The organism is Roseomonas sp. WA12 (genome assembly GCF_054165765.1).
Genome location: NZ_CM135108.1, coordinates 2,215,389 through 2,240,374, shown reverse-complemented (window position 1 = coordinate 2,240,374; position 24,986 = coordinate 2,215,389). Strand labels below are relative to the sequence as shown.

At 71.3% G+C, this 24,986-nt stretch carries 24 protein-coding genes; 16 read left to right on the top strand and 8 right to left on the bottom strand.

Features of this window, described 5'->3' with window-relative positions; genetic code table 11:
• The first annotated feature begins 12 nt into the window (after positions 1 to 12).
• Positions 13 to 780, top strand: a complete 768-nt coding sequence (locus ACVBD7_RS10670; RefSeq protein ID WP_458097461.1) for a DUF3891 family protein — start codon at positions 13 to 15, stop codon at positions 778 to 780.
• 91 nt (positions 781 to 871) lie between these two features.
• On the opposite strand, the gene ACVBD7_RS10665 is transcribed toward ACVBD7_RS10670, so the two are convergent.
• A complete protein-coding gene (locus ACVBD7_RS10665; protein ID WP_458097460.1) occupies positions 872 to 1,903 on the bottom strand; it encodes an AI-2E family transporter in 1,032 nt (343 codons plus the stop codon).
• 197 nt (positions 1,904 to 2,100) lie between these two features.
• Between ACVBD7_RS10665 and ACVBD7_RS10660 the strand changes: the two genes are divergently transcribed.
• Positions 2,101 to 3,309, top strand: a complete 1,209-nt coding sequence (locus ACVBD7_RS10660; protein WP_458097459.1) for a phosphoserine transaminase — start codon at positions 2,101 to 2,103, stop codon at positions 3,307 to 3,309.
• Between the two features lie 66 nt (positions 3,310 to 3,375).
• Positions 3,376 to 4,806, top strand: a complete 1,431-nt coding sequence (locus tag ACVBD7_RS10655; protein WP_458097458.1) for an MFS transporter — start codon at positions 3,376 to 3,378, stop codon at positions 4,804 to 4,806.
• On the opposite strand, the gene ACVBD7_RS10650 is transcribed toward ACVBD7_RS10655, so the two are convergent.
• Both ACVBD7_RS10650 and ACVBD7_RS10645 read right to left on the bottom strand, forming a co-directional pair.
• Positions 4,803 to 6,929, bottom strand: a complete 2,127-nt coding sequence (locus tag ACVBD7_RS10650) for a tetratricopeptide repeat protein (RefSeq protein ID WP_458097457.1) — start codon at positions 6,927 to 6,929, stop codon at positions 4,803 to 4,805. The two genes, ACVBD7_RS10655 and ACVBD7_RS10650, sit on opposite strands and share 4 nt — an antisense overlap.
• 78 nt (positions 6,930 to 7,007) lie before the next feature.
• Positions 7,008 to 7,523: a hypothetical protein gene (locus ACVBD7_RS10645; protein ID WP_458097456.1), complete on the bottom strand. Its 516-nt coding sequence runs from the start codon at positions 7,521 to 7,523 to the stop codon at positions 7,008 to 7,010.
• Between the two features lie 146 nt (positions 7,524 to 7,669).
• Between ACVBD7_RS10645 and ACVBD7_RS10640 the strand changes: the two genes are divergently transcribed.
• Both ACVBD7_RS10640 and ACVBD7_RS10635 read left to right on the top strand, forming a co-directional pair.
• A complete protein-coding gene (locus ACVBD7_RS10640; RefSeq protein ID WP_458097455.1) occupies positions 7,670 to 8,857 on the top strand; it encodes an ATP phosphoribosyltransferase regulatory subunit in 1,188 nt (395 codons plus the stop codon).
• Positions 8,858 to 8,861: 4 nt separating this feature from the next.
• Entirely contained in the window at positions 8,862 to 10,151 is a 1,290-nt protein-coding gene (locus ACVBD7_RS10635) for an adenylosuccinate synthase (RefSeq protein ID WP_458097454.1), read from the top strand.
• Positions 10,152 to 10,195: 44 nt separating this feature from the next.
• Here the strand turns inward: ACVBD7_RS10635 and ACVBD7_RS10630 are convergent, their stop codons facing one another.
• Positions 10,196 to 10,399 (bottom strand): hypothetical protein, encoded by a 204-nt coding sequence (locus ACVBD7_RS10630; RefSeq protein ID WP_458097453.1) that lies wholly within the window; start codon positions 10,397 to 10,399, stop codon positions 10,196 to 10,198.
• 166 nt (positions 10,400 to 10,565) lie between these two features.
• Here ACVBD7_RS10630 and glcF point away from each other — a divergent pair, with 166 nt between their 5' ends.
• The 3 genes from glcF to ACVBD7_RS10615 all read left to right on the top strand — a co-directional run bounded on the left by glcF (position 10,566) and on the right by ACVBD7_RS10615 (position 13,734).
• A complete protein-coding gene (gene glcF / locus ACVBD7_RS10625) occupies positions 10,566 to 11,906 on the top strand; it encodes a glycolate oxidase subunit GlcF (protein ID WP_458097452.1) in 1,341 nt (446 codons plus the stop codon).
• A 46-nt stretch (positions 11,907 to 11,952) separates the two neighbouring features.
• Positions 11,953 to 12,588: a tetratricopeptide repeat protein gene (locus tag ACVBD7_RS10620; RefSeq protein WP_458097451.1), complete on the top strand. Its 636-nt coding sequence runs from the start codon at positions 11,953 to 11,955 to the stop codon at positions 12,586 to 12,588.
• A 72-nt stretch (positions 12,589 to 12,660) separates the two neighbouring features.
• Positions 12,661 to 13,734, top strand: coding sequence for a methylated-DNA--[protein]-cysteine S-methyltransferase (locus tag ACVBD7_RS10615; protein ID WP_458097450.1), 1,074 nt, complete (start codon positions 12,661 to 12,663; stop codon positions 13,732 to 13,734).
• Positions 13,735 to 14,085: 351 nt separating this feature from the next.
• On the opposite strand, the gene ACVBD7_RS10610 is transcribed toward ACVBD7_RS10615, so the two are convergent.
• The 4 genes from ACVBD7_RS10610 to ACVBD7_RS10595 form a co-directional block, all read right to left on the bottom strand.
• Positions 14,086 to 14,634 carry a hypothetical protein gene (locus ACVBD7_RS10610; RefSeq protein WP_458097449.1) on the bottom strand — a complete coding sequence of 183 codons (549 nt, stop codon included), beginning with the start codon at positions 14,632 to 14,634 and terminating at the stop codon, positions 14,086 to 14,088.
• Positions 14,635 to 14,712: 78 nt separating this feature from the next.
• Complete coding sequence (gene pyk, locus ACVBD7_RS10605; RefSeq protein ID WP_458097678.1) at positions 14,713 to 16,104, bottom strand: pyruvate kinase; 1,392 nt, start codon at positions 16,102 to 16,104, stop codon at positions 14,713 to 14,715.
• A 299-nt stretch (positions 16,105 to 16,403) separates the two neighbouring features.
• Positions 16,404 to 17,684, bottom strand: coding sequence for a glycerate kinase type-2 family protein (locus ACVBD7_RS10600; protein WP_458097448.1), 1,281 nt, complete (start codon positions 17,682 to 17,684; stop codon positions 16,404 to 16,406).
• 128 nt (positions 17,685 to 17,812) lie between these two features.
• Entirely contained in the window at positions 17,813 to 18,499 is a 687-nt protein-coding gene (locus ACVBD7_RS10595; RefSeq protein WP_458097447.1) for a GntR family transcriptional regulator, read from the bottom strand.
• Between the two features lie 67 nt (positions 18,500 to 18,566).
• Between ACVBD7_RS10595 and ACVBD7_RS10590 the strand changes: the two genes are divergently transcribed.
• The 8 genes from ACVBD7_RS10590 to ACVBD7_RS10555 all read left to right on the top strand — a co-directional run bounded on the left by ACVBD7_RS10590 (position 18,567) and on the right by ACVBD7_RS10555 (position 24,964).
• Entirely contained in the window at positions 18,567 to 19,646 is a 1,080-nt protein-coding gene (locus ACVBD7_RS10590; RefSeq protein WP_458097446.1) for a tartrate dehydrogenase, read from the top strand.
• Between the two features lie 63 nt (positions 19,647 to 19,709).
• Positions 19,710 to 20,699: a tripartite tricarboxylate transporter substrate-binding protein gene (locus ACVBD7_RS10585; RefSeq protein ID WP_458097445.1), complete on the top strand. Its 990-nt coding sequence runs from the start codon at positions 19,710 to 19,712 to the stop codon at positions 20,697 to 20,699.
• Between the two features lie 67 nt (positions 20,700 to 20,766).
• Entirely contained in the window at positions 20,767 to 22,632 is a 1,866-nt protein-coding gene (locus ACVBD7_RS10580) for a hypothetical protein (RefSeq protein WP_458097444.1), read from the top strand.
• 20 nt (positions 22,633 to 22,652) lie between these two features.
• Positions 22,653 to 23,072 (top strand): GFA family protein, encoded by a 420-nt coding sequence (locus ACVBD7_RS10575; RefSeq protein ID WP_458097443.1) that lies wholly within the window; start codon positions 22,653 to 22,655, stop codon positions 23,070 to 23,072.
• Between the two features lie 53 nt (positions 23,073 to 23,125).
• Positions 23,126 to 23,431, top strand: coding sequence for a DUF1244 domain-containing protein (locus ACVBD7_RS10570; RefSeq protein WP_458097442.1), 306 nt, complete (start codon positions 23,126 to 23,128; stop codon positions 23,429 to 23,431).
• Between the two features lie 6 nt (positions 23,432 to 23,437).
• Positions 23,438 to 24,115 carry an EI24 domain-containing protein gene (locus ACVBD7_RS10565; RefSeq protein WP_458097441.1) on the top strand — a complete coding sequence of 226 codons (678 nt, stop codon included), beginning with the start codon at positions 23,438 to 23,440 and terminating at the stop codon, positions 24,113 to 24,115.
• Positions 24,116 to 24,290: 175 nt separating this feature from the next.
• Entirely contained in the window at positions 24,291 to 24,602 is a 312-nt protein-coding gene (locus ACVBD7_RS10560) for a DUF2312 domain-containing protein (RefSeq protein ID WP_458097440.1), read from the top strand.
• Positions 24,603 to 24,604: 2 nt separating this feature from the next.
• The gene (locus ACVBD7_RS10555) at positions 24,605 to 24,964 is read left to right on the top strand and encodes a DUF4087 domain-containing protein (RefSeq protein WP_458097439.1); all 360 of its coding nucleotides are present in this window, start codon (positions 24,605 to 24,607) and stop codon (positions 24,962 to 24,964) included.
• Positions 24,965 to 24,986 lie beyond the last annotated feature (22 nt).

Below are 24,986 nucleotides of genomic sequence, written 5' to 3'. Positions count from 1 at the left end.
CGTTCCGGTCGTATGATCCTGCGAGACCCGGAGGATGGCATTCGCCTCCTCATTCCCCAGCCCTCCCACGCGCTTCTCTCGGGCCAGATGATGGCGGCCTGGGGCGCCCCAGGCTTTGCACGGCCTGACCCGGCGCCGGAGGTGATCCTCGCCGCCGGGCAGCACGACCTTGCCTGGCTGACCTGGGAGACGGCCCCGACCCTGGATCGGGAGACCGGCCTGCCGCATCCGTTCACGAGGCTCGGCGCGGCCGTTCACGCCCCCATGTGGGCGCGGGGCGTGGAAATGGCGCGGGCCGCCTGGGGCCTGTGGCCGGCCCTGCTGATCTCGCTGCATGGCAAGCGAATCTACACCGAATACATGGACCCGGACCGCCTGCCTGCCGAGGACCACGCCGCGATCGACCGCAACGTGGAAAAGGAGGACGCACTGCAGGCGGACTGGATCGCGAAGCTTGGTGCGGGGCCCGAGCAGGTGGCGCGGAACTCTGACCTGGTCGCCGTCACTGACGCGCTCTCTCTCGCCCTCTGCTTTGCCGACCCCGACAAGGCCGGAGAGGCGCCGATGGAGGATGGCAGCACCCGCAAGATGAAGCTCGTTCGGCAGGGTGCGTCCCGCTGGTCGCTCGATCCCTGGCCGTTCCGGGAGGACGAGCTGACGGTGGTGTGCGAGACGATCCGGCTCCCGGCCGAGGCCCGCTGGAGCGACGAGGAGGTGATGCGCCGGGACCTGCGCGAGGCACGGTGGAGCAAGCTGGCCGAAACGCTTGTCCCGGTCTGACGGATAGGGCGACCGCCGCTGCGGGAGATCTCTGTCCCGACCGCGGCGCAACCGCCCTTTACAGGCCCTGAGGGCCGCCAGGCTTAAGCCCTCAGAGGCGGATGAGGCGTTTCTCGTCCGCATCCGCCGGATCCTCCACCCAGCCCTCCACGTAGGAGACGCGGATCGCGGCCATGCCCGCTGCCGCGATCGGGGCGGCCAGAAGCACGCCGAGGAAGCCCAGGCCGGTCCCGAACAGCGCCTGGGCACCCAGCAGCAGGGCGGGCGGAACATCGGAGGACTGCTTCTGCACCATCGGGGTGAGGAAGTTGCCCTCGACGTTCTGCACCGCGACGAAGAGGGCGATGACCCAGGGCACGAGCGAGGGGTCTTCCGAGCCGGCGATAAGCATGGCAGGCACGCAGCCGATCACCGGGCCGATATAGGGCATGAAGCCGAAGATCGCGGTGAGGATGGAGAGGAACCCGGCCAGCGGTACGCCGAGGAACCAGAGGCCGAGGAAGGTCAGGGTGCCGCTGACCACCATGGCGAACATCTGGCCGAGCAGCCAGCCGCGCAGGGACTGCGCCATGGCGTTCAGCGTGGCCTCGCCGCGCGGGCGCATGCCGGGGGAGAGCAGGGCGAGCGCGCCGCGGCGGTAAAGGGTGGGGTCGGCGCCGATATAGAGGCCGAGCAGCAGGACGAGCAGCACGTTGCCCAGCGCGCCGAGCGTGCCCCAGGCGCCGGCCAGCGCAACATTGGCGGCGGTGCGGGCATTGGGCTGCATTGCCTCGGGCGAGGCGTGCTCCTTCAGCCAGTCGGCGCCGGGCAGGCCGTTGAGGGTCTCGGCCAGCCGGTTGAGCACCCGCGGCGCGGACTGGATGAACTGCCGGGCCTGGTCGGCGATGGTTGCGAAGCCGAACCAGATGAGGGTTCCGATCGCGATGATCATCACCAGCGCGACGATCATCACCCCCCAGTGCGGTGCCATGCCGAAGTAGCGGGCGAGCGGCACGCCGGCGGCGCGAAGCGCGACCGCGAGGAGACAGCCGGCGAAGACGATGAGCAGCACATCCGGGGCGAACCAGCCAAGGAGCGCGATCGCCGCGAGAAGGAAAAGGAGGGTTGCATTGTCATGGCGCATCCCCGGCGCAACGGGGGGCAATGTGGCGGGTTGCGGCGCGTGCGGCGGTGGGTCGGACGCTGTGACATCGCGGTCGTGCCCGGGCCGCCTGATGGAACGCGCAGCGCTGCGCGCGGTGCTCGCTTGACCGGCGGGGCGGGCGGGCGATAGCCCTCGCCGGGGCGCGCGACGGGCCGCCCGCGAAGGGGATGCCGCCCATGGCCGCTGCCACGACCGACCTGACCGCGGCCCGGCCGCCCGTGCGTCCGGCCGATCCGCGCTTCTCCTCCGGCCCCTGCGCGAAGCGGCCGGGCTGGTCGCTGGCCGCGCTGGAAGGGGCGATGCTCGGGCGCAGCCACCGGGCGCCGGCGCCGCATGCGCGCATCGCCGAGGTGATCGAGCGGTCGAAGGCGATCCTCGGCATGCCTGCGGATTGGAGGCTTGGTGTGGTGCCGGCTTCCGACACCGGGGCGGTGGAGATGGTGCTGTGGTCGGTGCTCGGCGCGCGCGGCGTGGACGTGATGGTCTGGGAGAGCTTCTCGAAAGAATGGGCGGGCGACGTCGCCTCTCAGCTTCGCCTGCCCGACATGGCGCTGCGCGAGGCGCCCTATGGCAGGCTGCCGGCGCTGGACCCGGTGGCGCCGGACCGGGACGCGGTGTTCGTGTGGAACGGAACGACCTCGGGCGTGCGGCTGCCGCATGCGGATTTCATCAGCCCCGAGCGCGAGGGTCTGGCGATCTGTGACGCGACCTCGGCGGCTTTTGCCATGCACCTGCCCTGGGATCGGCTCGATGTGGTGACCTGGTCCTGGCAGAAGGTGCTGGGGGGCGAGGCGGGGCACGGGATGCTCGCCCTTTCGCCGCGGGCGGTGGCGCGGCTGGAGGCGTTCGAGCCCGGCCGGCCGCTGCCAAAGATCTTTCGGCTGACCAAGGGCGGGAAGCTGATCGAGGGCATCTTCCGGGGCGAGACGATCAACACGCCCTCCATGCTCTGCGTCGAGGACGCGTTGGACGGGCTGCGCTGGGCGGAGAGCATTGGCGGGCTTGAGGCATTGATCGCGCGGTCCGAGGCCAACCTGGCGGCGGTGGCCGACTGGGTTTCGGGCAGCGGTTGGGCGGGCTTCCTGGCGGAGGAACCGGAGACGCGGTCCTGCACCTCCATCTGCCTGAAGATCACGGTGCCCTGGTTCCAGGCAATGGATGCGGCCGGGCAGGCAAGGGCGGCGAAGCGCCTGGCCGCGATCCTGGAAGAGGAGGGTGTGGCGCTCGACATCGCCTCCTATCGCGACGCGCCGCCGGGGCTGCGGATCTGGGGCGGGGCGACAGTAGAGACGGCCGATATCCGGGCGCTGCTGCCCTGGCTGGACTGGGCCTTCGCGGAGCTGGCGCTGGAGCTGGCGCATGAGGAGGCCGGGCCCGCCGCCTGAGGCGGCCTCTGTAACTTTCGGCCCCAATGGCGGTTCCGCTCCCGTTCAGGAACGGAGGGAACGGCCTTGGCGGCGAGCTTCAGCACCGATGTGCCGAACCGGTTGGACCGGCTTCCCTGGGCGCGCTTCCACTGGCTGGTGGTGACCGCGCTCGGCGTGACCTGGGTGCTGGACGGGCTGGAGGTGACGCTTGTCGGGTCCCTGGCGGGAGCGATTCGCGAGAGCCCGGCGCTGCGGCTGACCGAGACGCAGGTGGGCCTGACGGCCTCGGCTTATCTTCTGGGCGCAGTGTCGGGCGCGCTGTTCTTCGGCTGGCTGGCGGACCGGCTGGGGCGGAAGACGTTGTTTACCGTGACGGTGCTTGTCTATCTCGCGGCAACGATCGCCACGGCCTTCTCCTGGGATTTCTGGTCCTTCGCGGTCTTCCGCTTCCTGACGGGCGCGGGGATCGGGGGCGAGTATTCGGCGGTGAATTCGGCCATCCAGGAGCTGATCCCGGCGCGGCGGCGGGGCACGACAGACTTGGCCGTCAACGGCACCTTCTGGGGCGGGGCGGCGATGGGTGCGGCCTCCTCGCTGTTCCTGCTGAACCCGGCTGTCATCGACCCCGAGCTGGGCTGGCGTCTGGCCTTTGGGATTGGTGGGGCGCTGTCCATTTCCGTGCTGTTCCTGCGCCGCTGGATCCCGGAGAGCCCGCGCTGGCTGATGACGCATGGGCGGAAGGAGGAGGCCGAACGGATCGTTGCCGATATCGAGGCCTGGGTGGAACGGGAGAAGGGGCCCCTGCCGCCGGTGGCGGGGCGCTCGATCCGGATCGACCCGCGCAGCCACACGACGCTGGGCGAGGTGGCGACGACGTTGTTCCGCACCTACCCGCAGCGCGCGCTGCTGGGGATCGTGCTGATGGCCTGCCAGGCCTTCTGCTACAACGCCGTATTCTTCACCTATGCGCTGGTGCTGACGCGGTTCTACGGCATCGAGTCCGCGCATATCGGCTGGTTCATGCTGCCCTTCGCGCTGGGCAACCTCGCCGGGCCGCTGATCCTCGGGCACTTCTTCGACACGATCGGGCGGCGCGTGATGATTACGGCCACCTATGGGATTGCCGGCGTGCTGATGGCTGCCACCGGCTTCGCCTTCGCGCAGGGGTGGCTCTCGGCCTGGGAGCAGACGGCAGCCTGGACAGTGATCTTCTTCTTCGCCTCCGCCGCCGCTTCCGCCGCCTATCTCACGGTGGGGGAGAGCTTCCCGCTGGAGATGCGCGCGCTGGGGATCGCGCTGTTCTACGCGCTCGGCACGCTGGTCGGCGGGGTGGTCGGGCCGACATTGTTCGGCGCGCTGATCGAGGGCGGGGAGCGCACGGACATCATGTGGGGCTACCTGCTGGGCGCGGCGTTGATGCTGATCGCGGCTGGGACGGAGTGGAAACTCGGCTTCGCGGCGGAGGGCAAGTCGCTGGAGGATGTGGCGCGGCCGCTGTCGCAGTCCGCGGGTTAGCGGCCCAGCGCGGCCGCGACGCGGGAGATCACGGCATCCCAGCCCTCCTCCCGCGCGCGGCGGTGCAAGCGCATGGTGGGGTACCAGGGCGTATCGGTGCGGTGAAGCATCCAGCGCCAATCGGGCAGCGGCGGCAGCAGCAAGTGGACGGGCCGGCCGATGGTGCCGGCAAGATGGGCAACACTTGTGTCCACGCAGACCAGCGCGTCCATCGCGTGCAGCGCGGCGGCGGTTTCGGTGAAGGAAGTCAGCCGCGGGCGCAGGTCGGTCAGGCCGGGGAGGGTGTCGAGTGTCTCCGCATCGGCAGCGCGGAGCTCGGTCTGCAGCAGGAAGGCCTCGGTGCCCGCGGCAATAAGGGGCGCGAAGAGGGCTAATGGCACGGAGCGGTGCCGGTCGCCGGCATGGGCGGGGTTGCCAGAGCAGACCAGGCCGAGGCGGAAAGCATGACGCGGCAGGTTTAGCTCCCAGGCCGCGATCCGCTCGGGGCCGACTGCCGGGAAGGGGATCGGGGGCGGAATGCTGTCCAGCGTCGTGCCGAGAAAATGGGGCAGGCTGAGGCTCGGGCATTGCAGGTCGTGCGGCGGGGCGGCTTCCCCAGAGGGAATGAGGGTCGCGATCCCGGGCAGGGCCGCGAATAGGGGAAGCAGCGGGCGCTGCACCTCCAGCAGCAGCCGTCCACCGCGTGCTTCCAGCAGGGGCAGGTAGCGCATCATCTGGATGGTGTCGCCGAGACCCTGTTCGGCATGGATCAGGAGGGTTCGGCCTTCCAGCGGTTCGCCCTTCCAGGCAGGGGTACCGACGTGGCGGTGGTTCGGACGGCCCTTGCGGCCCCAGCGCCACTCGTAGCCGGCAAACCCCGCCTTAAAATCGCCAAGTGCAAGGCGGCTCAGGGACTCGTTCCAATGGGCATCGGCGTAGTCGGGGTCGATGGCGGTCGCCTCGCGGAAGGCGGCGATGGCCTCGCCGTGGCGGCCGAGGCCGCGCAGCGCGTTGCCGCAGTTATAGGGGATGCTGCGGTTGCCGGGATGCAACTCCTCGGCGCGGGCGAAGCAGTCCAGCGCCTGCTCAAAGCGGCCAAGTTCGACCAGCGCGTTGCCGCGGCCGTTCCAGGCCTCGCCGGAGGCGGGGTCGGTGTTAAGCGCGGCGCGATCGGCGGCCTCAGCATCGGCGTGGCGGCCGAGCAAGGCGAGGGCGGCCGCGCGATTGCGGTGTGCGCTGGCAGTCTCGGAGAGAGCAAGGGCGGTGTCGGCGCTCGCCAGCGCTTCCTCGTGCCGGCCGAGATCGCAGAGGGCGGCAGTGCGGCTGGCATGGGCGTCCGCGAGATGTGGCGCGAGGACGAGGGCGCGGTCGAAGCTCTCCAGCGCCTCCTCCGGCCGCTGCAGGTCGCGAAGGATGATGCCCTGGGTGGTGAGGAAGCCCGGGTCGTCGGCGCGGAACATCAGGGCGATGCCGATGCTCGCCAGCGCCTCGACATGCTGGCCCAGATCGGTCAGGGCGGTTGCGCGGTTGGAGTGCGCCGCGGCGTAGACAGGGTTGCGCGCGAGGGCGGCGTCATAGGCTGCCAGCGCCTCCTCCGGGCATTTCAGGGCGCGCAGAACGTTGCCGCGGTTGTTGTGCAGCTCCGGCATGTCGGCGCCCATCGCGCGGGCGGATTCATGGGCGGCCAGGCATTCGGTCAGGCGGCTCAGCGCAAACAGGGCATTGGCGCGGCCGACGCGGGCTTCCACCAGCTGAGGGTTGAGGGCCACGGCCATGTCGAAGGCGGCGAGGCCCTCCTCGGCATGGCCAAGCTCGACCAGGGCGTTACCGAGATTGCTGTGGACGAAGCCGTGGCGCGGATCGGCCGCGATGGCACGGCGCAGGAAGGGCACGGCCCCGGCGGGGTCGCCCGCCATGGCGCGTAGAAGGCCGAGCAGGTGCAGGGCGCCGAAATGGCCGGGCTCGGCTTCCAGCACGGCGCGATAAATCGGCTCGGCCTCGGCCAGACGGCCGGCCCGATGCATTCCGAGGGCGCGCGCCGTGGCGGATTCGGCCGATTCGGCGGGTGCCGGTGCGATGGTGGTCGGGAAACGGGCAATGACGGGACCCGCACCGGCGGCATGCGATTGGGCTCGGGCGTGCACGGCAATCCCTCCGGCCATACTGGCTGAAGGGAGAGTTTGCCGGGCAACGGTAAAGGGCGAGTGAAGCCCGGTGAGGCCCTAGCGGTCCCGGCCGGGGTGGTTCAGCTCGATTGCCACTGCCTGGGCAGCCTCCTCCACACGCGGCAGCCGCGGCAGGGTGGACAGGCGAGCAAGCGTGGCTGCGCCGCCGACCGGCGCGAGCGCAGCCTGGGCAGAGGGGGTGTCGTAGCGCTGGAGGGCCTGAGCGGCGCTGGCGAAGGCGCGCACCGCGACGGTCGACGGAACGGAGGCGGGAACGCCGAGCGCGCCCCGGAACTCCCGCCGCGCGATCTGCAAGCGGGGAAGGAGGAGCGCGTCCCGAGGATGGGTCCACAGCGGGTCGCTCTCGGTGGCCGCGGCGAAGGCCTCGATCTCGGCGGCAGCCAGGGCGGCCCGGGCAGGGTCCCCGGAGAGCTGACCGGGGCGGCCGATCTCGAAGGGAGCGGCGCGGCCGGGTTCGCGCAGAGGGTCGGCTACGGGCACCACATCCGACAGGGCGCGGTCGTCGCTGCAAGCGGTGAAGAGGAGGATGAGAACGAGGGATAGGGGTTTCATGGTGGGTTCCTGGCCTGGGCAACGTGGGGGCTGCGGGCGGGGTTGCCATAGGGAAGCGCGGCGATCATGGCCGCGCGGGCTTGCGGCGCGGGGCAGGCGCTGCCATTCACCCCGCGCAAGAGCCGCCGAGCGTCCACGCGCCCCTGATGACCGACGATCTCCTCTCTCCGGCCAACCCGGCCCTGCTGCCCGCCGGCCTGTCCGACCTGCTGCCGCCCGAAGCGGCGCGGGAGGCGGCGCTGGTCGAGGCCATGATGTCGGTCTTCGCCTCCCACGGCTACGAGCGGGTGAAGCCGCCGTTGCTGGAGTTCGAGGAGGGGCTGCTGACGGGCTCGGGCGCCGCGCTGGCGGACCAGACCTTCCGGCTGATGGACCCCGAAAGCCAGCGCATGATGGGGCTGCGCGCCGATACGACGCCGCAGGTGGCCCGCATCGCGGCGACGCGGCTGCGCGACGTGGCCCGGCCGCTGCGGCTTTCCTATGCCGGCCAGGTGCTGCGGGTGCGCGGCACGCAGATCGCGCCCGGGCGGCAGCTGCCGCAGCTGGGGGTGGAGTTGATCGGCGTGGACAGCGCCGAGGCGGATGCGGAGGCCGCCGCTCTGGGCGTGGAGGGACTGGCCGCCGTCGGCATCCTGGACGTGGCGCTGGACATCACCCTGCCGTCCATGTCGCCCGCGCTTCTCGATGCGGCGGGGCTGGAAGGTGCTGCGCGCGGTCGACTAGCGCGCGCGCTGGATCGCAAGGATGCCGCGGAGGTCGCGCGGTTGGCCGAGGCGGCCGGGCCGCCCGCCATTTTCCTGACCGAGCTGCTGGCAGCGGCGGGGCCTGCCGACGGGGCCCTGGCCGCGTTGCGCGCCGCGCCTCTGCCGGAGGGGCCGCGGCGGATCGCGGACAACGCGGCCGAGGTCGTGGCGGCGATCCGTCGGCGCCTGCCGGATCTGCGCATCATGCTCGACCCTGTGGAGTTCCGGGGCTTCCGTTACCACACCGGCGTTGCCTTCACCCTGTACGGGACGGGTCGCGTCGGGGAACTGGGGCGTGGCGGGCGCTATATGAGCGGCGAGGAGCCGGCCACGGGCCTCAGCCTCTATCCCGATGCGGCGTTGCGCGCGGCGCCGGTCGCGGCGCGGGCCGCGCGGGTGTTTCTGCCGGCGGGGCATGATCCCGCGCGCGCCGTGGCGCTGCGCTCCGAAGGCTATGTGACGGTCGCCGCGCTGTCCCCGGCCGACGATGCCCGCGCGCTGGGCTGCACGCATGAACTGCGCGGCGCCGATCTGGTCGGCGTGGCGATGATGACGGGCGGCGGGCAAGCCCCGCCGTCGAACGAGGAGTAGACCCATGGCCAATGTCGCCATCATCGGCGCCCAGTGGGGCGACGAGGGCAAGGGCAAGGTAGTGGACTGGCTTGCCAGCCGCGCCGATATTGTTGTGCGCTTCCAGGGTGGCCACAATGCCGGCCACACGCTGGTGGTGGGCAACCAGACCTACAAGCTTTCGCTGCTGCCCTCGGGCGTGGTGCGCGGGAAGCTGGGCATCATCGGCAACGGTGTGGTCCTCGACCCCGACGCGCTGCTGGGCGAGATCGCGAAGGTGACGGCGCAGGGGCTGAGCGTGACCCCCGAGAACCTGCGCATCGCCGAGAACGTGCCGCTGATCCTTCCGCTCCACCCCGCGCTGGACAAGGCGCGCGAGGCAGCACGCGGGGGCGACAAGATCGGCACGACCGGGCGCGGCATCGGCCCGGCCTATGAGGACAAGGTGGGGCGCCGCTCCATCCGTCTATGCGATCTGGCGGAGCCGGAGACGCTGTCGCGCAAGCTCGATGAGCTGCTGCTGCACCACAACTCGCTGCTGCGCGGCCTGGGCGCGCCGGAGTTCGAGAAGGCGGCGCTGCTGGAGCAGCTTCTCGGCTGGGCGCCGAAGCTGCTGCCCTTCATGGAGGCGGTATGGGAGCGGCTGGACACGGCGCGGGCCGAGGGCAAGCGCGTGCTGTTCGAGGGCGCGCAGGCCGTGATGCTCGATGTCGATCACGGCACGTTCCCCTATGTGACCAGCAGCAACACCGTGGCGGGCAATGCCGCCGCCGGCGCGGGTGTGGGGCCGCACACGATCGGCACTGTGCTCGGCATCGCCAAGGCCTACACCACGCGCGTCGGGTCCGGCCCCTTTCCGACGGAGTTGTTCGACGACACGGGCAAGCTGCTGGGCGAGCGCGGGCATGAGTTCGGCACCGTCACGGGCCGTCCTCGCCGCTGCGGCTGGTTCGATGCCTGCCTGGTGCGGCAGGCGGTGAAGGTGGGCGGCGTCCAGGGGCTGGTGCTGACGAAGCTCGACGTGCTGGACGGGCTGCCGGAGCTGAAGATCTGCACGGGCTATGACATCGACGGCACGATGATGAAGCGCCTTCCGGCCGCTATGGCGGCGCAAGCGGCCGCGAAACCGATCTACGAGACCATCGAGGGCTGGTCCGGCAGCACGCGCGGTGCCCGGAGCTGGGGCGAACTGCCTGCGCAGGCGATCAAGTATGTGCGGCGGATCGAGGAACTGGTGGAAGCGCCGGTGACGCTGCTTTCCACGAGCCCGGAGCGTGACGACACCATCACGGTCACTGACCCGTTCGCGGGGTAGAGTATCGCGGTCAGGCGGGCCCGGTCACGCCCGCCAATAGGTTTTCAGACCCGGCCGGCCGGGTGATGTGCCCGGCGGTGGTCGACCTGACCCGTGGACGGCAGCGCGCGGCCGCCGTCACCAGGGAAGCGCTGCCCCTCCGGGTGAGGCGTCTCGAGCAAGGCGGCCTGGCGCCGGGCCTCCTCGGGGCCGAGGCGCGTTGCGTCGGGGCGGAGCGGCTTGGCCTGGACGATCGACAGGATCGGCATCTCTGAAGTCTCCCCCTCGTCCATGGCCCGGTTCCCAGGGGTGCCCCGGATCGGGATCCCTGGAGTTCGGGCGGGTCATGTTCTACTTCTGGACAACGGGTGTTTCCGGTTCGGGTTGCGAGTGGACCCAGGGGCGGCAATCGGGGGCGGCAATCGGGGGAAGCGGATGAAGACGGAGTTCACCGAAGCGCAGCTGGCCGATCCCGACATCCGGGAGTCCAACCAGATCCTGCGCACCTGCGTCCATTGCGGCTTCTGCACGGCCACCTGCCCGACTTTCGTGTTGCTGGGCGACGAGCTGGATAGCCCGCGCGGGCGGATCTACTTGATCAAGGACATGCTTGAGTCCGGGCGCGCGGCTTCCGAGCTCGAGGCGCGGCATGTGGACCGGTGCCTCTCCTGCCTCTCCTGCATGACCACCTGTCCGAGCGGGGTGAACTACATGCACCTCGTCGATCACGCGCGACATCATATCGAGGAGACCTACCGCCGGCCGCCGATGGAGCGGGCGATCCGCGCGGTGCTGTCCTTCGTGCTGCCCCGGCCTGGGCTGTTCCGCGCGGCGCTGGCAGGCGCGCGGATGGCCAAGCCGCTGCGTGGGCTGATCGGCGGTACGTCGATGACGGCGAAGCGAATGCGGGCGATGCTGGACCTGGCGCCGCCCGTTGTGCCGCCGGCCGGAGATTCCGCGCGGGCGACGGTGCATCCTGCCGAGGGCGTGCGGCGCGGCCGCGTGGCCTTGCTGACGGGCTGCGCGCAGACCGTGCTCGCGCCCTCCATCAACGAGGCAACCATCCGTTTGCTGACGCGCATGGGGGTCGAGGTGGTGGTGACGGCCGGGCAGGGCTGCTGCGGCGCGCTGAACCACCATATGGGCCGGCAGGACTCATCCCACGCCATGGCCCGCCGCAACATCGAGGCCTGGGTGGCGGAAGCGGAGGGCGAGGGGCTGGACGCGATCGTCATCAATGCCTCCGGCTGCGGCACCACGGTGAAGGATTACGGCCATATGTTCCGCGAGGCGGAGCCGGGGCTGCGGGACCGGGCTGCGCGGGTCTCCGAACTGGCGAAGGACGTGTCCGAGGTGCTGACGGCCTTCCGCTACGCGCCGACGCGCGAGGCGCCAGGGATTGCGGTGGCCTATCACGCGGCTTGCTCGCTGCAGCACGGGCAGCAAATCACGGCGGTGCCGAAGACTCTGCTGGAGCGCGCGGGTTTCGAGGTGCGGGTGCCGGCGGAGGCGCATCTCTGCTGCGGCAGCGCGGGCACCTACAACATCCTGCAGCCGGAGATCGCGGGGCGTCTGCGCGAGCGCAAGCTGGGATTCCTGCACCGGACGGGGGCGGATCTTGTGGCGTCGGGCAATATCGGCTGCCTGACGCAGCTGGGTGGCGGCGGGCTGCCTGTCGCGCATACGGTGGAGCTGCTGGACTGGATGGCGGGCGGGCCCGCGCCGGCGGCCGTCATGGCGGCCCGCGCCCGGCAGGAGGCGCTGGCGGCGGTTTGAGCGGGCGCCGGCCCTGCGCCGCGCGTTAGGGCACCGGGAGGACGCGATGGCAAGACGACTGGCGGTTGTTGGGCTGATCCTCACGCTCTCGGGTGGTGCGATGGGGCAGGTGTTGCCTGTGCCGGGCGCGGGGCCCGGGCTGGGGCCGGCCATTCCGCTCCCTGTCACGCCCATGCCGCGGGCCGGGGCTGCCGAGCAGCGCCGGGCGGAGCTGGACCGGCTGCTGGATACACTGGCAACGGCACCGGACGAGGCGGCGGCAGCGCCGATGCAGGCGCGCATCCAGCAGCTCTGGGCCGAGGGCGGAACGCCGGCGGTCGGGCTGCTGCTCCGCAAGGGGCTGCGTGCGATGGAGGCCAACGAGGCGGATGGTGCGGTGGAGGACCTGGATGCCGCCATCACCCTGCAGCCGGATTTCCCGGAATCCTGGGTGCTCCGCGCCCAGGCACAGGCGGCCGCAGGGGACCGGGCGGCGGCGGCCGCCGATCTGCGGGAGGCGCTGCGGCTGGAACCCCGCCATTTCGGGGCGCTGCTGGCCCTTGCCGAGCTTCAGGAGGATGCGGGCGATCTGCCCGGGGCGCTGCGGAGCCTGGATGCAGCGCTGCGGATCAACCCGCATCTGCCGGGAGGCGCCGCGCGCCGCCGAGAGCTGACGCGGCGGGCGCTGGGCGACCAGACCTGATCCGGCCTCGGTGAACCGTTCCGGCGCAACGGGCGGATGGCCGCCCGGCCGCGCCCTGGGGAGAGTGGGGCCATGCGCGACACACCCGCCCTGATCGACGAAACCCCGGACGAGGAGGCGCTCTGGCAGGCGCTGCTGCGACGGGAGGCCTTGCCCGGCCGGTACTACGCCGTGACCAGCCAGGGGGTCGTCTGCCGCTTGGGATGCCCGGCCCGCCCGCCTCTGCGGCGGAACGTGCGCTTCTTCGGCGGCGTGGCGGAGGCGGTCGCGGAGGGGTTCCGCCCCTGCCGGCGCTGCGACCCGGACGGCGCGCGGGCCGGTATCCATGCCACGGTGGTGCGGGATGCCTGTGCTGCCATCACCACAGCAATCGAGATGGGCGAGGCGGTGCCTTCGCTGGCGGAAATGGCGAAGCGAGCCGGCTATGCGCGCCACCACTTCCTCCGGCTGTTCCGCGAAGTGGCGGGTGTGACCCCGCATGCCTTTGCCGCTGGTCTGCGAGCGCGGCGGCTGGGGGCAGCACTGGCCGCTGGCGAGCGGGTGGTGGATGCGGTGGCGGGCACAGGCTTCGGCAGCGAGAGCCGGGTCTATGAGGACCCCGCGCGGTTGCTGGGCATGACACCAGGCGCGGCGCGGCGCGGCGGGGCCGGCGAGGTGATCCGTGTCGCGTTCGGGACCAGTGCCCTCGGGCTTGTCATGGTGGGAATGACCGATCGCGGCGTCTGCGCGATCGAGTTCGGGGCTGATGAGGATGCGCTGCGCAGGGCATTGGCGGCGCGCTTCCCGCGTGCGCGTATCGAGCCGGCGGATGCACAGGCGGCGGCGGCCGTGGCGCAGGTGCTCGCCTGGGTGGAGGAGCCGCGCGGTGCGTTGGACCTGCCGCTCGACCTCCGCGGCACAGCCTTCCAGACTCGGGTCTGGGAAGCTCTGCGGGCCATCCCGGCGGGCGATACGGTGGATTACGCGGAGCTTGCGGCGCGGCTGGAGCTGCCGCGCGGGGCGCGGGCGGTGGCTCGGGCCTGTGCGGGGAACGGGGTGGCGCTGGCCGTGCCCTGCCATCGCGTGATCGGGCGGGATGGCGGGTTGCGCGGCTATCGCTGGGGGCTGGAGCGCAAGGCGGCGCTGTTGGCGCGGGAGGCGGGTTAGCGCGTCCCGCCTCCTGCCCCTGTTTCTCCGCGGCTTACTCCGGGGGCGGGTGCCGCCCGTCGTGCGCGGGCCGCGCGGGGCGGATCAGCGCCACCAGCAACCGCACTCGACTTATGACGACCCGTCCCGGAAATGCGCCGGCCAACCCCGCCGGGAGGCGGCGGTCAACCGGTTCTCTGGCCCCGACGGGGCACCGTTATGGGGCCCACGATGCCGGACCGAGGAATGGACTGAGGAGGAAAGGCGAGGAGCCGCCGCCCATCGGAAGGTCCGGATCCTGACTGAGTGACCACCGCCGATGCGGCGCTGGCCGTCCTCGTGGTGCTTTGCCAAGTGTTCCTGGGGGACTGATTACCGCCTGGGTGGCGTCGGCGCTGGCGGCGGCGGGGGCGGCGGGTTGGCCGGAGCCTGCGGGCGGGGCTGGTCGGCCCGCGGCGGCTCAGCGCGGGGCTGTTCAGCGCGGGACTGCTCGGTGCGGGGTTGTTCAGCGCGCGGCGGTTCCGCACGCGGCTGGTCGGCGCGGGGCGGGTCGAACGGGGTGAGGTTCTCCGTGCCGATGGCGCTGCTGCCCACCAGGGTCCACTGGCCGGTGAAGGTGCCGTCGGGGCCCGTCTGGTAGATAGCGATGCCCGGACGCTCGGCGAGGATAAAGCCCACTGAGAAGACCGGGCCGGCGGACATTCCGTAGCCCTCGAACCGATTGCCGCCCACCTGCCACGCGACCCGCCAGGAGGCGAGGCCGACCTGCTGGACGATCATCTGCCCGGTATAGGCGCTACCATCCGGGTTCACGCCGGCCACGTTATAGAGCCCGTTGCGCTGGGCCTGGGCGGGGCTGGCCAGAGCCAGGCCGGCCACCAGGCCCGCCGCCGCCAGGGCGGCCTTTGCGATACGCGTCATCACTGTCCTCATCCCACGCGGCACCGTTCCGCGCAGCCGCATCTTCGGCCGCGCAGGGGCGCCTGTGAATGCCCCCGCTTATTCCACGATCGCGACGCGCAGGGCGTTGGTGGTGCCCGGGGTGCCGAAGGGAACGCCGGCGACCACCACCACCTCGTCTCCCTTGACCGCGAAGCCCTCGGTGGCCGCGGCGCGGACGCCCTTGGCCACCATGTCGCTCATGCTCGCGGGCTCCTTGCTCGGCACGGGGTGCACGCCCCAGACGAGCGAGAGGCGGCGGGCCGTGTGCTCGTTCGCGGTCATGCCGATGATGGGCGCGGCCGGGCGTTCGCGGGCAACCCGCAGCACGGTGGAGCCGGTGGAGGTGAAGGCGGCGATGGCCTCGGCCTCGATCGTGCTGGCCACCTGGCGTGCGGCGGCGGCGATGGCGTCGGAGGAGGTGTGGCGGGGCTCGGGGCGGTTGTTGTCGGTGATGGCGCGCCAGCCCGGGTCCTGCTCGGTGCGGGCGACGATGCGGTCCATGATGTTCACCGCCTCGAAGGGATACTGGCCCGCGGCGGTCTCGGCAGAGAGCATCACGGCGTCGGCGCCGTCGAACACGGCGGTGGCCACATCGCTCGCTTCGGCGCGGGTCGGGGTGGGGGCGGAGATCATGCTCTCCAGCATCTGGGTGGCCACCACCACGGGAATACCGCGGGCACGGGCGCCGCGGATGATGCGCTTCTGGATCAGCGGCACCTCCTCGGGCGGGCATTCCACGCCGAGATCGCCACGGGCGACCATCACGGCATCGGCCAAGTCCAGGATGGCATCCATCTGCTCGACGGCCTGGGGCTTTTCCATCTTCACCATGATCCAGGCGCGGCCGGCGGCGATCTCCTTCGCCTCGGCCACATCCTCGGGGCGCTGGACGAAGGAGAGGCCGATGTATTCCACGCCCTGTTCCAGCACGAAGGCGAGGTCGGCGCGGTCTTTTTCCGTCAGAGCGGGGATGGGGAGGGCGACATCCGGGACATTCACGCCCTTGCGGTCGGAGAGCGGGCCGCCGACGAGAACCTCGGTTTCCAGGTGGTCGTCGCGCTGGCGGGTGACGCCGAGGCGGAGCTTGCCATCATCGAGCAGCAGACTCGTGCCGATGCGGGCAGCCTGGATGATCTCGGGATGAGGCAGCTGGACGCGGCGCACATCACCAGGGACCGGGGAGAGGTCCAGCCGGAAGGGCTGGCCGGACTGGAGCTGGACGCGGCCACCCGCAAACTTGCCGACGCGGAGCTTTGGACCCTGCACGTCGGCCAGAATGCCGATCGGCCGGCCGGTGCGGCGCTCGATCTCGCGGATGGTGGCGATGCGAGCCGCGTGGTCCTCATGGCTGCCGTGGGAGAAATTAAGGCGAAAAATATCCGCGCCGGCGCGGAACAGCCGCTCGATCACCTCCGGGCTGGAGCTGGCCGGGCCGAGGGTGGCGATCATCTTCGTGCGGCGACGGCGGCGGATCGGAATGCGGGTGGCCAAGCGGGTCGCTCCTGCTTGCGGGGGTTCCGGGCGGAGGAGGGTCTCGGCGGGCACCTCCATAATGCGCGCGACCTCATCTACCCGCTCCGGTGGGACGCGGCGCCACTGGGAGACGGCCGCGGTGGAGATCCCGAGGCCGGCGGCTATCCGGGTGACGGCGCCGCGTTGTGTGAGGAGGGTTTCGAGAGCCTTGTCGCGCATGCCATTAACTTAGTGCGCCTAAGTTAACGCTGCGAGTGGTCCAAGTCTTACTTTTGCTAAGTTACGATGATGGCACGGAAGTCATTGACGTTGGTTAGCGTCGGCCCGGTCGTGACAAGGTCGCCTATCGCCGTGAAGACGTCGTGACTGCGATGGGCGGACAGGGCGGCCAGCGGATCGATGTCAGCTGAGCGGCTCCGGGCGAGCGTGTCTGGGGTGGCAACGGCGCCGGCGTTGCTCTCGGACCCATCAATGCCATCCGTGTCGGCCATGATCGCCCAGATGCCGGGATGGCCGGCGAGGCTGGCCGCCAAGCCGAGAAGGCACTCGCCGTTCCGGCCCCCGGCACCGTTGGCACCGCCCAGGGTCACAGTGGTTTCCCCGCCGGAGAGGAGCACGGCCGGTCGGGACACGGGCTCGCCATGGGCGGCGACGCTGCGGGACATGCCGGCGAGAACGGTACCGACTTCCCGTGCCTCGCCCTCCAACGCGTCCCCAAGGATGAGAGGAGTGAGGCCGAGCGCCTCCGCTTCGCGGGCCGCAGCCTGCAGGGCCATCAGCGGGGTGGCGATCAGGCGGTACTCGGCCCGGGCCAGGCGCGGGTCGCCGGGCTTTGGCGTCTCCTCTGCGGCGGCTTCGAGATGGGCGCGGACAGGTTCGGGCAGGGCGATGCCGTACCGGGCGACGATGGCGCGGGCATCCGCGAAGGAGCTGGGATCGGGAACGGTAGGCCCGGAGGCGATAGCGGCGGGGTCGTCGCCGGGCACGTCCGAGATCGCCAGGGTCAGCAGGCGTGCTGGATAAGCGGCAGCTGCCAGGCGGCCGCCCTTGATGGCCGAGAGATGGCGGCGGACGACGTTCATCTCGTTGATGGTGGCGCCGCAGGCCAGCAGGGCGCGGTTGACGGCCTGCTTGTCGGCCAACGTCAGGCCCTGGGCGGCGAGCGGCATAAGGGCGGAACCACCGCCGGAGATGAGGGCGAGGACGAGGTCGTCCGCGGTCAGGCCCTGGACAGTGGAGAGAATGCGAGCGGCAGCGGCTTCGCCGGCGGCATCGGGGACGGGGTGGGACGCCTCGACCACCACGATGTGCCGGGTGGGGACGGCATGGCCGTACCGGGTGACGACGAGGCCGGACATCGGAACATCGGGCCAGGCATCTTCCAGCGCGGCGGCCATGACGGCGGAAGACTTTCCGGCACCGATGACGATCACGCGGCCCGCCGGCTTCTCCGGCAGGTGGCCGGCCAGGACGGCGCGGGGATCGGAGCTGCGAACCGCGGCGTCGAAAAGGCGGCGCAGGGCCGCGCGGGCGCGGCTGTCGTCCCAGTGTTCCACGTCTCGTTCCCCTCCGGCGCGGGCGCATCATCACCTTTGGCCCGGGGCGGGCAAGGCCACCGGGACACCGCACTTGTAGTATGGAAGGTGGTATGGAAGAAGGAGGCCGCAGGGAGGCGGGCTTGGTTTCAGGCGAGACCCAGGCGCAGCAAGGGCAGCTCGAGGGTGCGGAGGATCTCCGCGCTGGCGCGCTGACGGTGCGCGGCGAGCGCGGCGCGTGCGGCCTCCGGGTCCTGGCCCTCAAGCGCCGCGAGAATGCGGGCGTGCTCCTCGGCGGAGCCGGCGGGTTCCGGGCGAAGGGCGGCAGTGGCGAGGCGGGCGCGCTGGGCAAGGTCCGCGGCTTCCTGCGCCATGCGGGCCAGGCGGGCATTGCCGCAGCCCTGGATGAGGGCGCGGTGAAAGCGGTCGTCGGCGGTGGCCCAGGCGCGGCGGTCGCCAGCGGCGAGCGCGCCGCGCATCGCCTCCGTGGCCTCGGCCATAGCGCCGGTCACGGTGCGATCGGGATGGGCGGCCAGACGGGCGGCGGCGGCACCTTCGAGCGCGATCAGGATTTCATAGGTCTCGGCCATGCCGGTGGGGTCGATCGGCAGCACGCGGATGCCGCGCCGGGGCTGGACCTCCAGGAAGCCCTCGGCCTGCAGGCGAAGCACCGCCTCGTGCACGGGGGTGCGGCTCATGCCGAGCTGGGTGGCGAGCTCGCCTTCCGAGAGCTGGTGTCCGGGGGGCAGGGTCATCTCAAGCAGCCGCGCGCGCAAGGCGCGATAGGCGGATTCGCCGAGGCTCCTGGGCGCCGGCTCGCCGGGCGTCTGTTCCATCTTCTGTTCCATCGCGCCCGGCATGCCAGCCGGCGCGCGGTTTTCCAACCTTGAAGGGTATCTGACCATGCGACGCCATCGGATCGCCGCCATTCCCGCCGACGGCATCGGCAAGGAGGTCATTCCCGCCGGGCTCCGCGTGCTGGAGGCGCTGGCGCGGCGCGACGGGGGCTTCGCGCTCGATGTCGAGACGCTGCCCTGGGGAAGCGACTACTACCGCGAGACTGGCGTGATGATGCCGGAGGACGGGCTGGAGACGCTGCGTGGGTTCAACGCCATCTATTTCGGCGCGGTAGGCGATCCGGACCTGCCGGACAGCATCACCCTCTGGGGCCTGCGGCTGAAGATCTGCCAGGGCTTCGACCAGTACGCGAACATCCGCCCGACGCGGGTGCTGCCGGGGCTGACAAGCCCGCTGCGCAGCGTGGAGCCGGGCGATATCGACTGGGTGATCGTGCGCGAGAACTCCGAGGGCGAGTATGCGGGGCATGGTGGGCGCGCGCATCGCGGGCACCCGGAGGAGGTGGCGACCGAGACCTCCATCTTCACCCGCGCGGGCGTCGAGCGGATCATGCGCGTGGCCTTCGAGATCGCGCGCTCGCGGCCGCGCAAGCTGCTGACCGTCGTCACCAAGTCCAACGCGCAGAAGCATGGCATGGTGATGTGGGACGACATCGCGGCGGAAGTGGCGAAGCACTACCCGGACGTGACGGTGGAGAAGGAGCTGGTGGATGCGATGGCGGCGCGCATGGTGCGCAAGCCCGCCAGCATCGACACGGTTGTCGCGACCAACCTGCATGCGGACATCCTCTCGGATCTCGCTGGTGCCGTGGCCGGTTCGCTCGGCGTGGCACCGACGGCCAATCTCGATCCCTCCGGCCGCGCGCCATCCATGTTCGAGCCGATCCATGGCTCGGCCTTCGATATCATGGGCAAGGGCATTGCCAACCCCGTCGCTACCTTCTGGACGGGTGCGATGATGCTGGAGCAGCTGGGGGAGCCGCAGGCGGCGAAGGCGCTGATGGCGGCGGTGGAGCGGGTCTGCGCCGATGGCGTGTTCACCGCCGATCTCGGCGGCACGGCGGATACCGAAACCGTGACGCGCGCGGTGATCGCGGCCATCGAGGGCACGAACGCACCGGGCTGATTTCCGTGCCAGGGTGAAGTGGAAAGCCCGGACGAAGAGCCGGGCCAGAAAGAGGAAACGTCCATGAACAAGCTATCCCGCCGTGCGGTTCTCGCCGGCATCGTCGCGACCGCGCTTTCCGGGGCGTTCGCCGCGCCCGCGCTGGCGCAGGCCTTTCCCAGCCGGCCGCTGACCATCGTCGTGCCCTTCGCGGCCGGCGGGCCGACGGATGTGATCGCGCGGCTGGTCGCGGAGGGAATGGCCAAGGATCTCGGCCAGTCCGTGGTGGTGGAGAACGTGACGGGCGCGGGTGGCACCATCGCGGCCGGTCGCGTCGCGGCGGCGCGGCCGGACGGGCATATGCTGCTGGTCCATCATATCGGCCACGCGACGAGCGCGACGCTGTACCGCCAGCTGCCCTATAATGTGGAAACCTCCTTCGCGCCGCTCGGCCTGATCTCCGACGCGGCGATGACGATCGTCGCGCGGCCGGATTACCCGGCAACTGATCTCGCCGGCTTCATTGCCTCGCTGAAGGCGCAGGGGGACCGGCTGAACCTCGCGCATTCGGGGCTGGGCGGCGCGAACCAGCTTTGCGGCATGCTGGTGCAGCAGGCGGCGGGGACGCCGCTGACCACGGTGGTGTTCCGCGGCTCGGCGCCCGCGCTGCAGGAGATGATGGCCGGGCGCATCGACGTGTTCTGCGACCAGGCCACGAACACCGCGCCCTTCATCCGCGACAACCGCATCAAGGCCTATGCCGTGACGCTGGACCGGCGCGTTGAGGGGCTGGACCTGCCGACCACGGGCGAGGCCGGGGCGCCGGGCATCGCGATGAGCACCTGGCACGGCGTGTATGCCCCGGCCGGCACGCCGGAGGCGGTGCAGGAGCGGCTGGCGACGGCCATCCGCGCCGCCCTGCGCGAGGATCGGCTGCGGGCACGCTTCGCGGATCTGGTGACGGAGGTGGCGAGCCAGGAGCAGGCGACGCCGGCTGCACATCGCCGGCATCTGGCGGCGGAGGTTGCGCGGTGGCGGCCGATCATCCAGTCGGCGGGGCTCTACGCGGATTGACGCGGGCAGGGCCGGTGTTCCGGCCCACCCCTCCGGCCTAGCATGACCGGACAGCAGGGGAGCGCGCATGCGGCGAAGCCAGTCATCGTTTCGCCGGGTGGTGGCCGTGGCACTGTGGCTCGCGGCCGGGCTGGTGGGGGCGCAGGCCGCCGGGGATCCGGAGGCGGCGCAGAAGTCCTTGACCGAGGCCGTCGAGGCCGGTGATCCCGCGGCGGTGTCGCGGGCGCTCGGCGAGGGGGCCCAGGCCAGCCTGCCTCGGCGATTTCCTGTGGCGCTCCTTGCCGTGGAGCGGTTGAGCGAGGCGCCAGTGGGAGCCCGGGATGGGCGGCGCGCGGTGGTGGAGGTGCTCGCCGGTGCGGGCGATCCGGGCCAGGGGCTGCGGCTGGTCCCGTTCGGCGGGGAGGGCTCGATGCTCTCGCGCCTGGCGGCGGTCGAGGGGGAGGAGGCGCTGTTTCGCCGTGTCCTGTCCCGCGCTGCGCCGGAGGGCATGTGCCCCCTGCTGCGCACGCTTCTCTGGGGGAGCAACGCGCCGCCGCTCGGTCCGGTGCTGGCCGTCCTTGCCGCGCTTCCGGCGGATCAGGCCTCAGCTGCGGCCTGTGCGGAGGCCTTCGGGGCATTGGTGCGGCCCGGCGACCAGCGCGCGCCGGGCTGGGGGACCGTGGTGCAGGCGTTGCTGGCGGCCGGGATCAAGCCGCAGCCGCGCTTCCGCCCCTCGCTCATCGAGCTGGCGCCGCCGGGGGAGGAGGGTGCGGCAGCCTTCGCGCGGCTCACGGGGCTGGATCTCTCGGCGCTCGTGCCATCGACAGCGGAGTATCGATCCTGGGAAATCCCTGCGCTCCGCTTCCTGGCGTCCGACCTGTTGGAGAGCCGCGCGGCGCGCGCCGAGGGGTTGTTGCAGGACGGCCGTTGGGCGGCCCTGCTGGACGCGCAGCCGGATGGGCTGGTCTGTATGACTCTGCCCGAGGCGCTCGGACGGGGATGGTCGAGGTCGAGGACTGAGCCGGCGCGTGACGGCCCCTGGCAGGAGGTGATGCGGGCCACGCTGACCGCGCTGCTGCGGCGCTGCCCGGCGAGGGCCCTGCCGCTTCTCCTGCAGGGGCGCGAGGGGCAGGAGGTTGCGCGCGGGCTGTTGGCCGCGGGGGAGGAACAGCCGGTGTCGGCGCTCCTGCGCGCCGGGCTGCAGCCGGCGGAACCGGACGCCCTGGCCCGGGAGATTGCCTGTGCGGGGCGGGCCTCCCTGCTCGGCGAGGTGCTGGACCGCCGCTTTGGCGAGCCCACCGCCCTTCTGCCCCCGGTCCTCGCCTGCCTCGGCCCGGCCGAGGCCCCCCGGGAGAGCGATGTTGCGGTTCTGGAACTGCTGCTGCGGCGGGGTGCTGCCGCTGACACGAAGGTGGATGGGGACACCCCCATCGCGATCGCCGAGGCACTGGGCCGGGCGGATGTGGTGGAGGCGTTGCGGCGGCATGGCGCGAGGCCGGCGCGGCTGGCGCCGGCGCGCGAGGCATTCTGGCGGTATCGGCGGCTGGCCGCGCTCGCCGGCGCGCCGCGACCTCCGCTCGGCTTCGAGCCCAAGGATGAGGACGGGGATTCCCTGCCAGTTCCGCCCAAGCGGCTGCGCCTGGGCGGGCGGGATCCTGCTTGGCTCGTACGGGGCGAGTGCGCGATGGTGAATTGCGATCTGACCGTCATCCTGCAGAGCGGTGGCGGCTATCACGTCGTGCTCTCGACGAATGGGGATGACCTGTCGGTGCGGCCGGAGCGGCATCGCGGGATGGCGGATCTTCGCATCGGCGGGCGTGGCGGCGCGGGCCTCTATGCCGTGCAGAGCTGGCGCTTCGACGGTCGCGCCTACCAGCCCTTTCGCTGCGCGACGCGGGAAGTTCTGGGCGAAGGTGGCCGGGTGCGGAACAGTGCCTTTGCCGGTGCGTGCTGAATTCGGATGGAGGGATCGCGGTGAGCGATGCGGGGCTGACAGGCGGGTGCCATTGCGGCGCGGTGCGCTACGAGGCGCGCGGCGTGCCGTTCCACTCCACCCTCTGCCACTGCGGGGATTGCCGGCGCGTGGCCGGAGCGCCCGTTGTCGCCTGGTTCAGCGTGGCGCGAGAGGGCTTTCGCGTGGTGCGGGGCGCGATGCGGCTATACGCCTCCTCACCCCAGGCGGAGCGCGGTTTCTGCGGGGATTGCGGCACGACGCTGACTTATGCAGCGCATGCGCTTCCCGGCGAGATCGATGTGACGACGGCCAGCCTGGACGATCCGGCGCGCCTGCCGCCGGCCGACCACACCCAGGCGGCGTTCCGGCTGCCCTGGCTGGTGCCGGGCGACGGGTTGCCGCAATTCCCCGGCAGTCGGGATGAGGGGCTGCCGGGATGAGGGATAGCGCGGGCGGCCCCGCCATCCCATCTTCCCGGCAGAGAGGGCTTTTCATGACCGAGATCGACGACGCCACGCGCACCGAGCTGGAGGCGGCTGCCTTCCGCCGGCTGGTGCAGCACCTGCGCGAGCGCACCGACGTGCAGAACATCGACATGATGAATTTGGCGGGTTTCTGCCGGAACTGCCTGTCCCGCTGGTACCGCGAGGCTGCGGGAGAGAAGGGGATCGCGCTGCCGGATCCGGAGGCGCGGGAGATCGTCTACGGCATGCCGTACAAGGAGTGGCAGGCGCAGCATCAGCGCGAGGCCACGCCGGAGCAGAAGGCCGCCTTCGCCGCCAGCAATTCCGGGCACTGAGCGCGCGTGACCGCTGTGATCGCGAGCCTGGTCATGCCGCTGGACCAGGTGTTCGACCGCGGCTTCCGCGGGCCGCTGATCAAGGGCCTGCTCGGCGCCATCCTGGCGCTGGGCGGGCTGATCGTGCTGGCGGATTGGGCGGTGATGTTGCTCGCCGGCGGAACGGGCTGGCTGGCGACGGCGGCCGGGGTGCTGGGTGGCGTGGCCGGGCTGTTCGCGGCCTTCTGGCTGTTCGTGCCTTTCGCACTCGCCATTGCCGGGTTGTTCCTGGACGAGACGGCGGCGGCGGTGGAGCAGCGGCACTATCCCGGGCTGCCGACGCCGCGCGGGGCGTCACTGGCGGCGCAGGGCGTGTTCAACGTAACCCTCGCGTTGAAGGTGCTGGGGCTGAACCTCATCCTGCTGCCCGTCGCATTGCTGTTGCCGCTTGTGGGTGGCGCGCTGATCTGGCTGGTGGCGGCCGTCTCGCTCGGTCATGGGCTGTTCGAGGGGGTGGCACAGCGTCGGATGGGGGTGGCGGAAGCGCGCGTGCTGCGAAAGCGGCGCGAATTCTCCGTTCTGGCGGTCGGGGCGGTGCTGGGGCTGCTTGCCCTTGTTCCCTTCGCCAACCTGCTGGTTCCGGTCCTGGGAACGGCGGCGATGACGCATCTGCTGCATCGGGGGGCGGACGGTCCCGTGGCCTAGGGGCCACGTTGTTCCCGAAGGGTTCTCTTCTTGCACGTCAAGGCATTGAGGCGGGGATGGCGGAGGGGGTAAGACCCGCCGCTCTTCCCGAGGGGGCGGGAGATTGCGGTCCGCCGCATGGGTCCGCAGCCGAAGCCCCCTTCACCCGGTTCCGACCAGACGCACCGAGAGACCCATGTCCGACGTACCCTTCGACATCGACGACGAGGCCGCCGCGAGCCGCGCCCGCCAGGAAGCCGATCCGGACCCTGAGGTGGGCGGGATCGCGGTCGATCGCCTGCGCTCGATCATTGAGCGGATCGAGCGGCTGGAGGAGGAGCGCAAGGCGCTCGCCGACGACATCAAGGACATCTTCGCCGAGGGCAAGAGCGCCGGCTTCGACGTGAAGGTGATCCGCCAGATCATCCGCATCAGGAAGCAGGAGCCGGCCGAGGTGGAGGAGCAGGAGACGCTGCTCGACCTGTACCGCCGCGCGCTGGGGATGTGACCGTGCGGGCCGGCCGCGCCGCGCTGCTGCTCGTTGCCCTGGCCTTTCCGGCCGGGGCGGAGGCGGCGGAGCGCCGATGCGGCTGGCTCGCCAACCCGACCCCCGGCAATTACTGGCTGAACGACCGGGATGCCGAGTGGACTCTGTCCGAACAGGGCGGGGAGCCGGTGGCGGGCATGGATGTCATGCCCGACTTCACCACCCGCGATTGGGTGCGGACCAACGGCTATTACGGCTATGGCTGCGCGTGCCTGGTGATGGAGACGGATCGGACCACCAAGAGGGTCCTGCGGATCCTCTCGGCGGAGCAGCTGCCACTCGCGCGTTGCCGGGCAGACCGGGCGCTGCGGATCCCGGAGTAGGGGCGCCGCCCGGCCTTGCGCT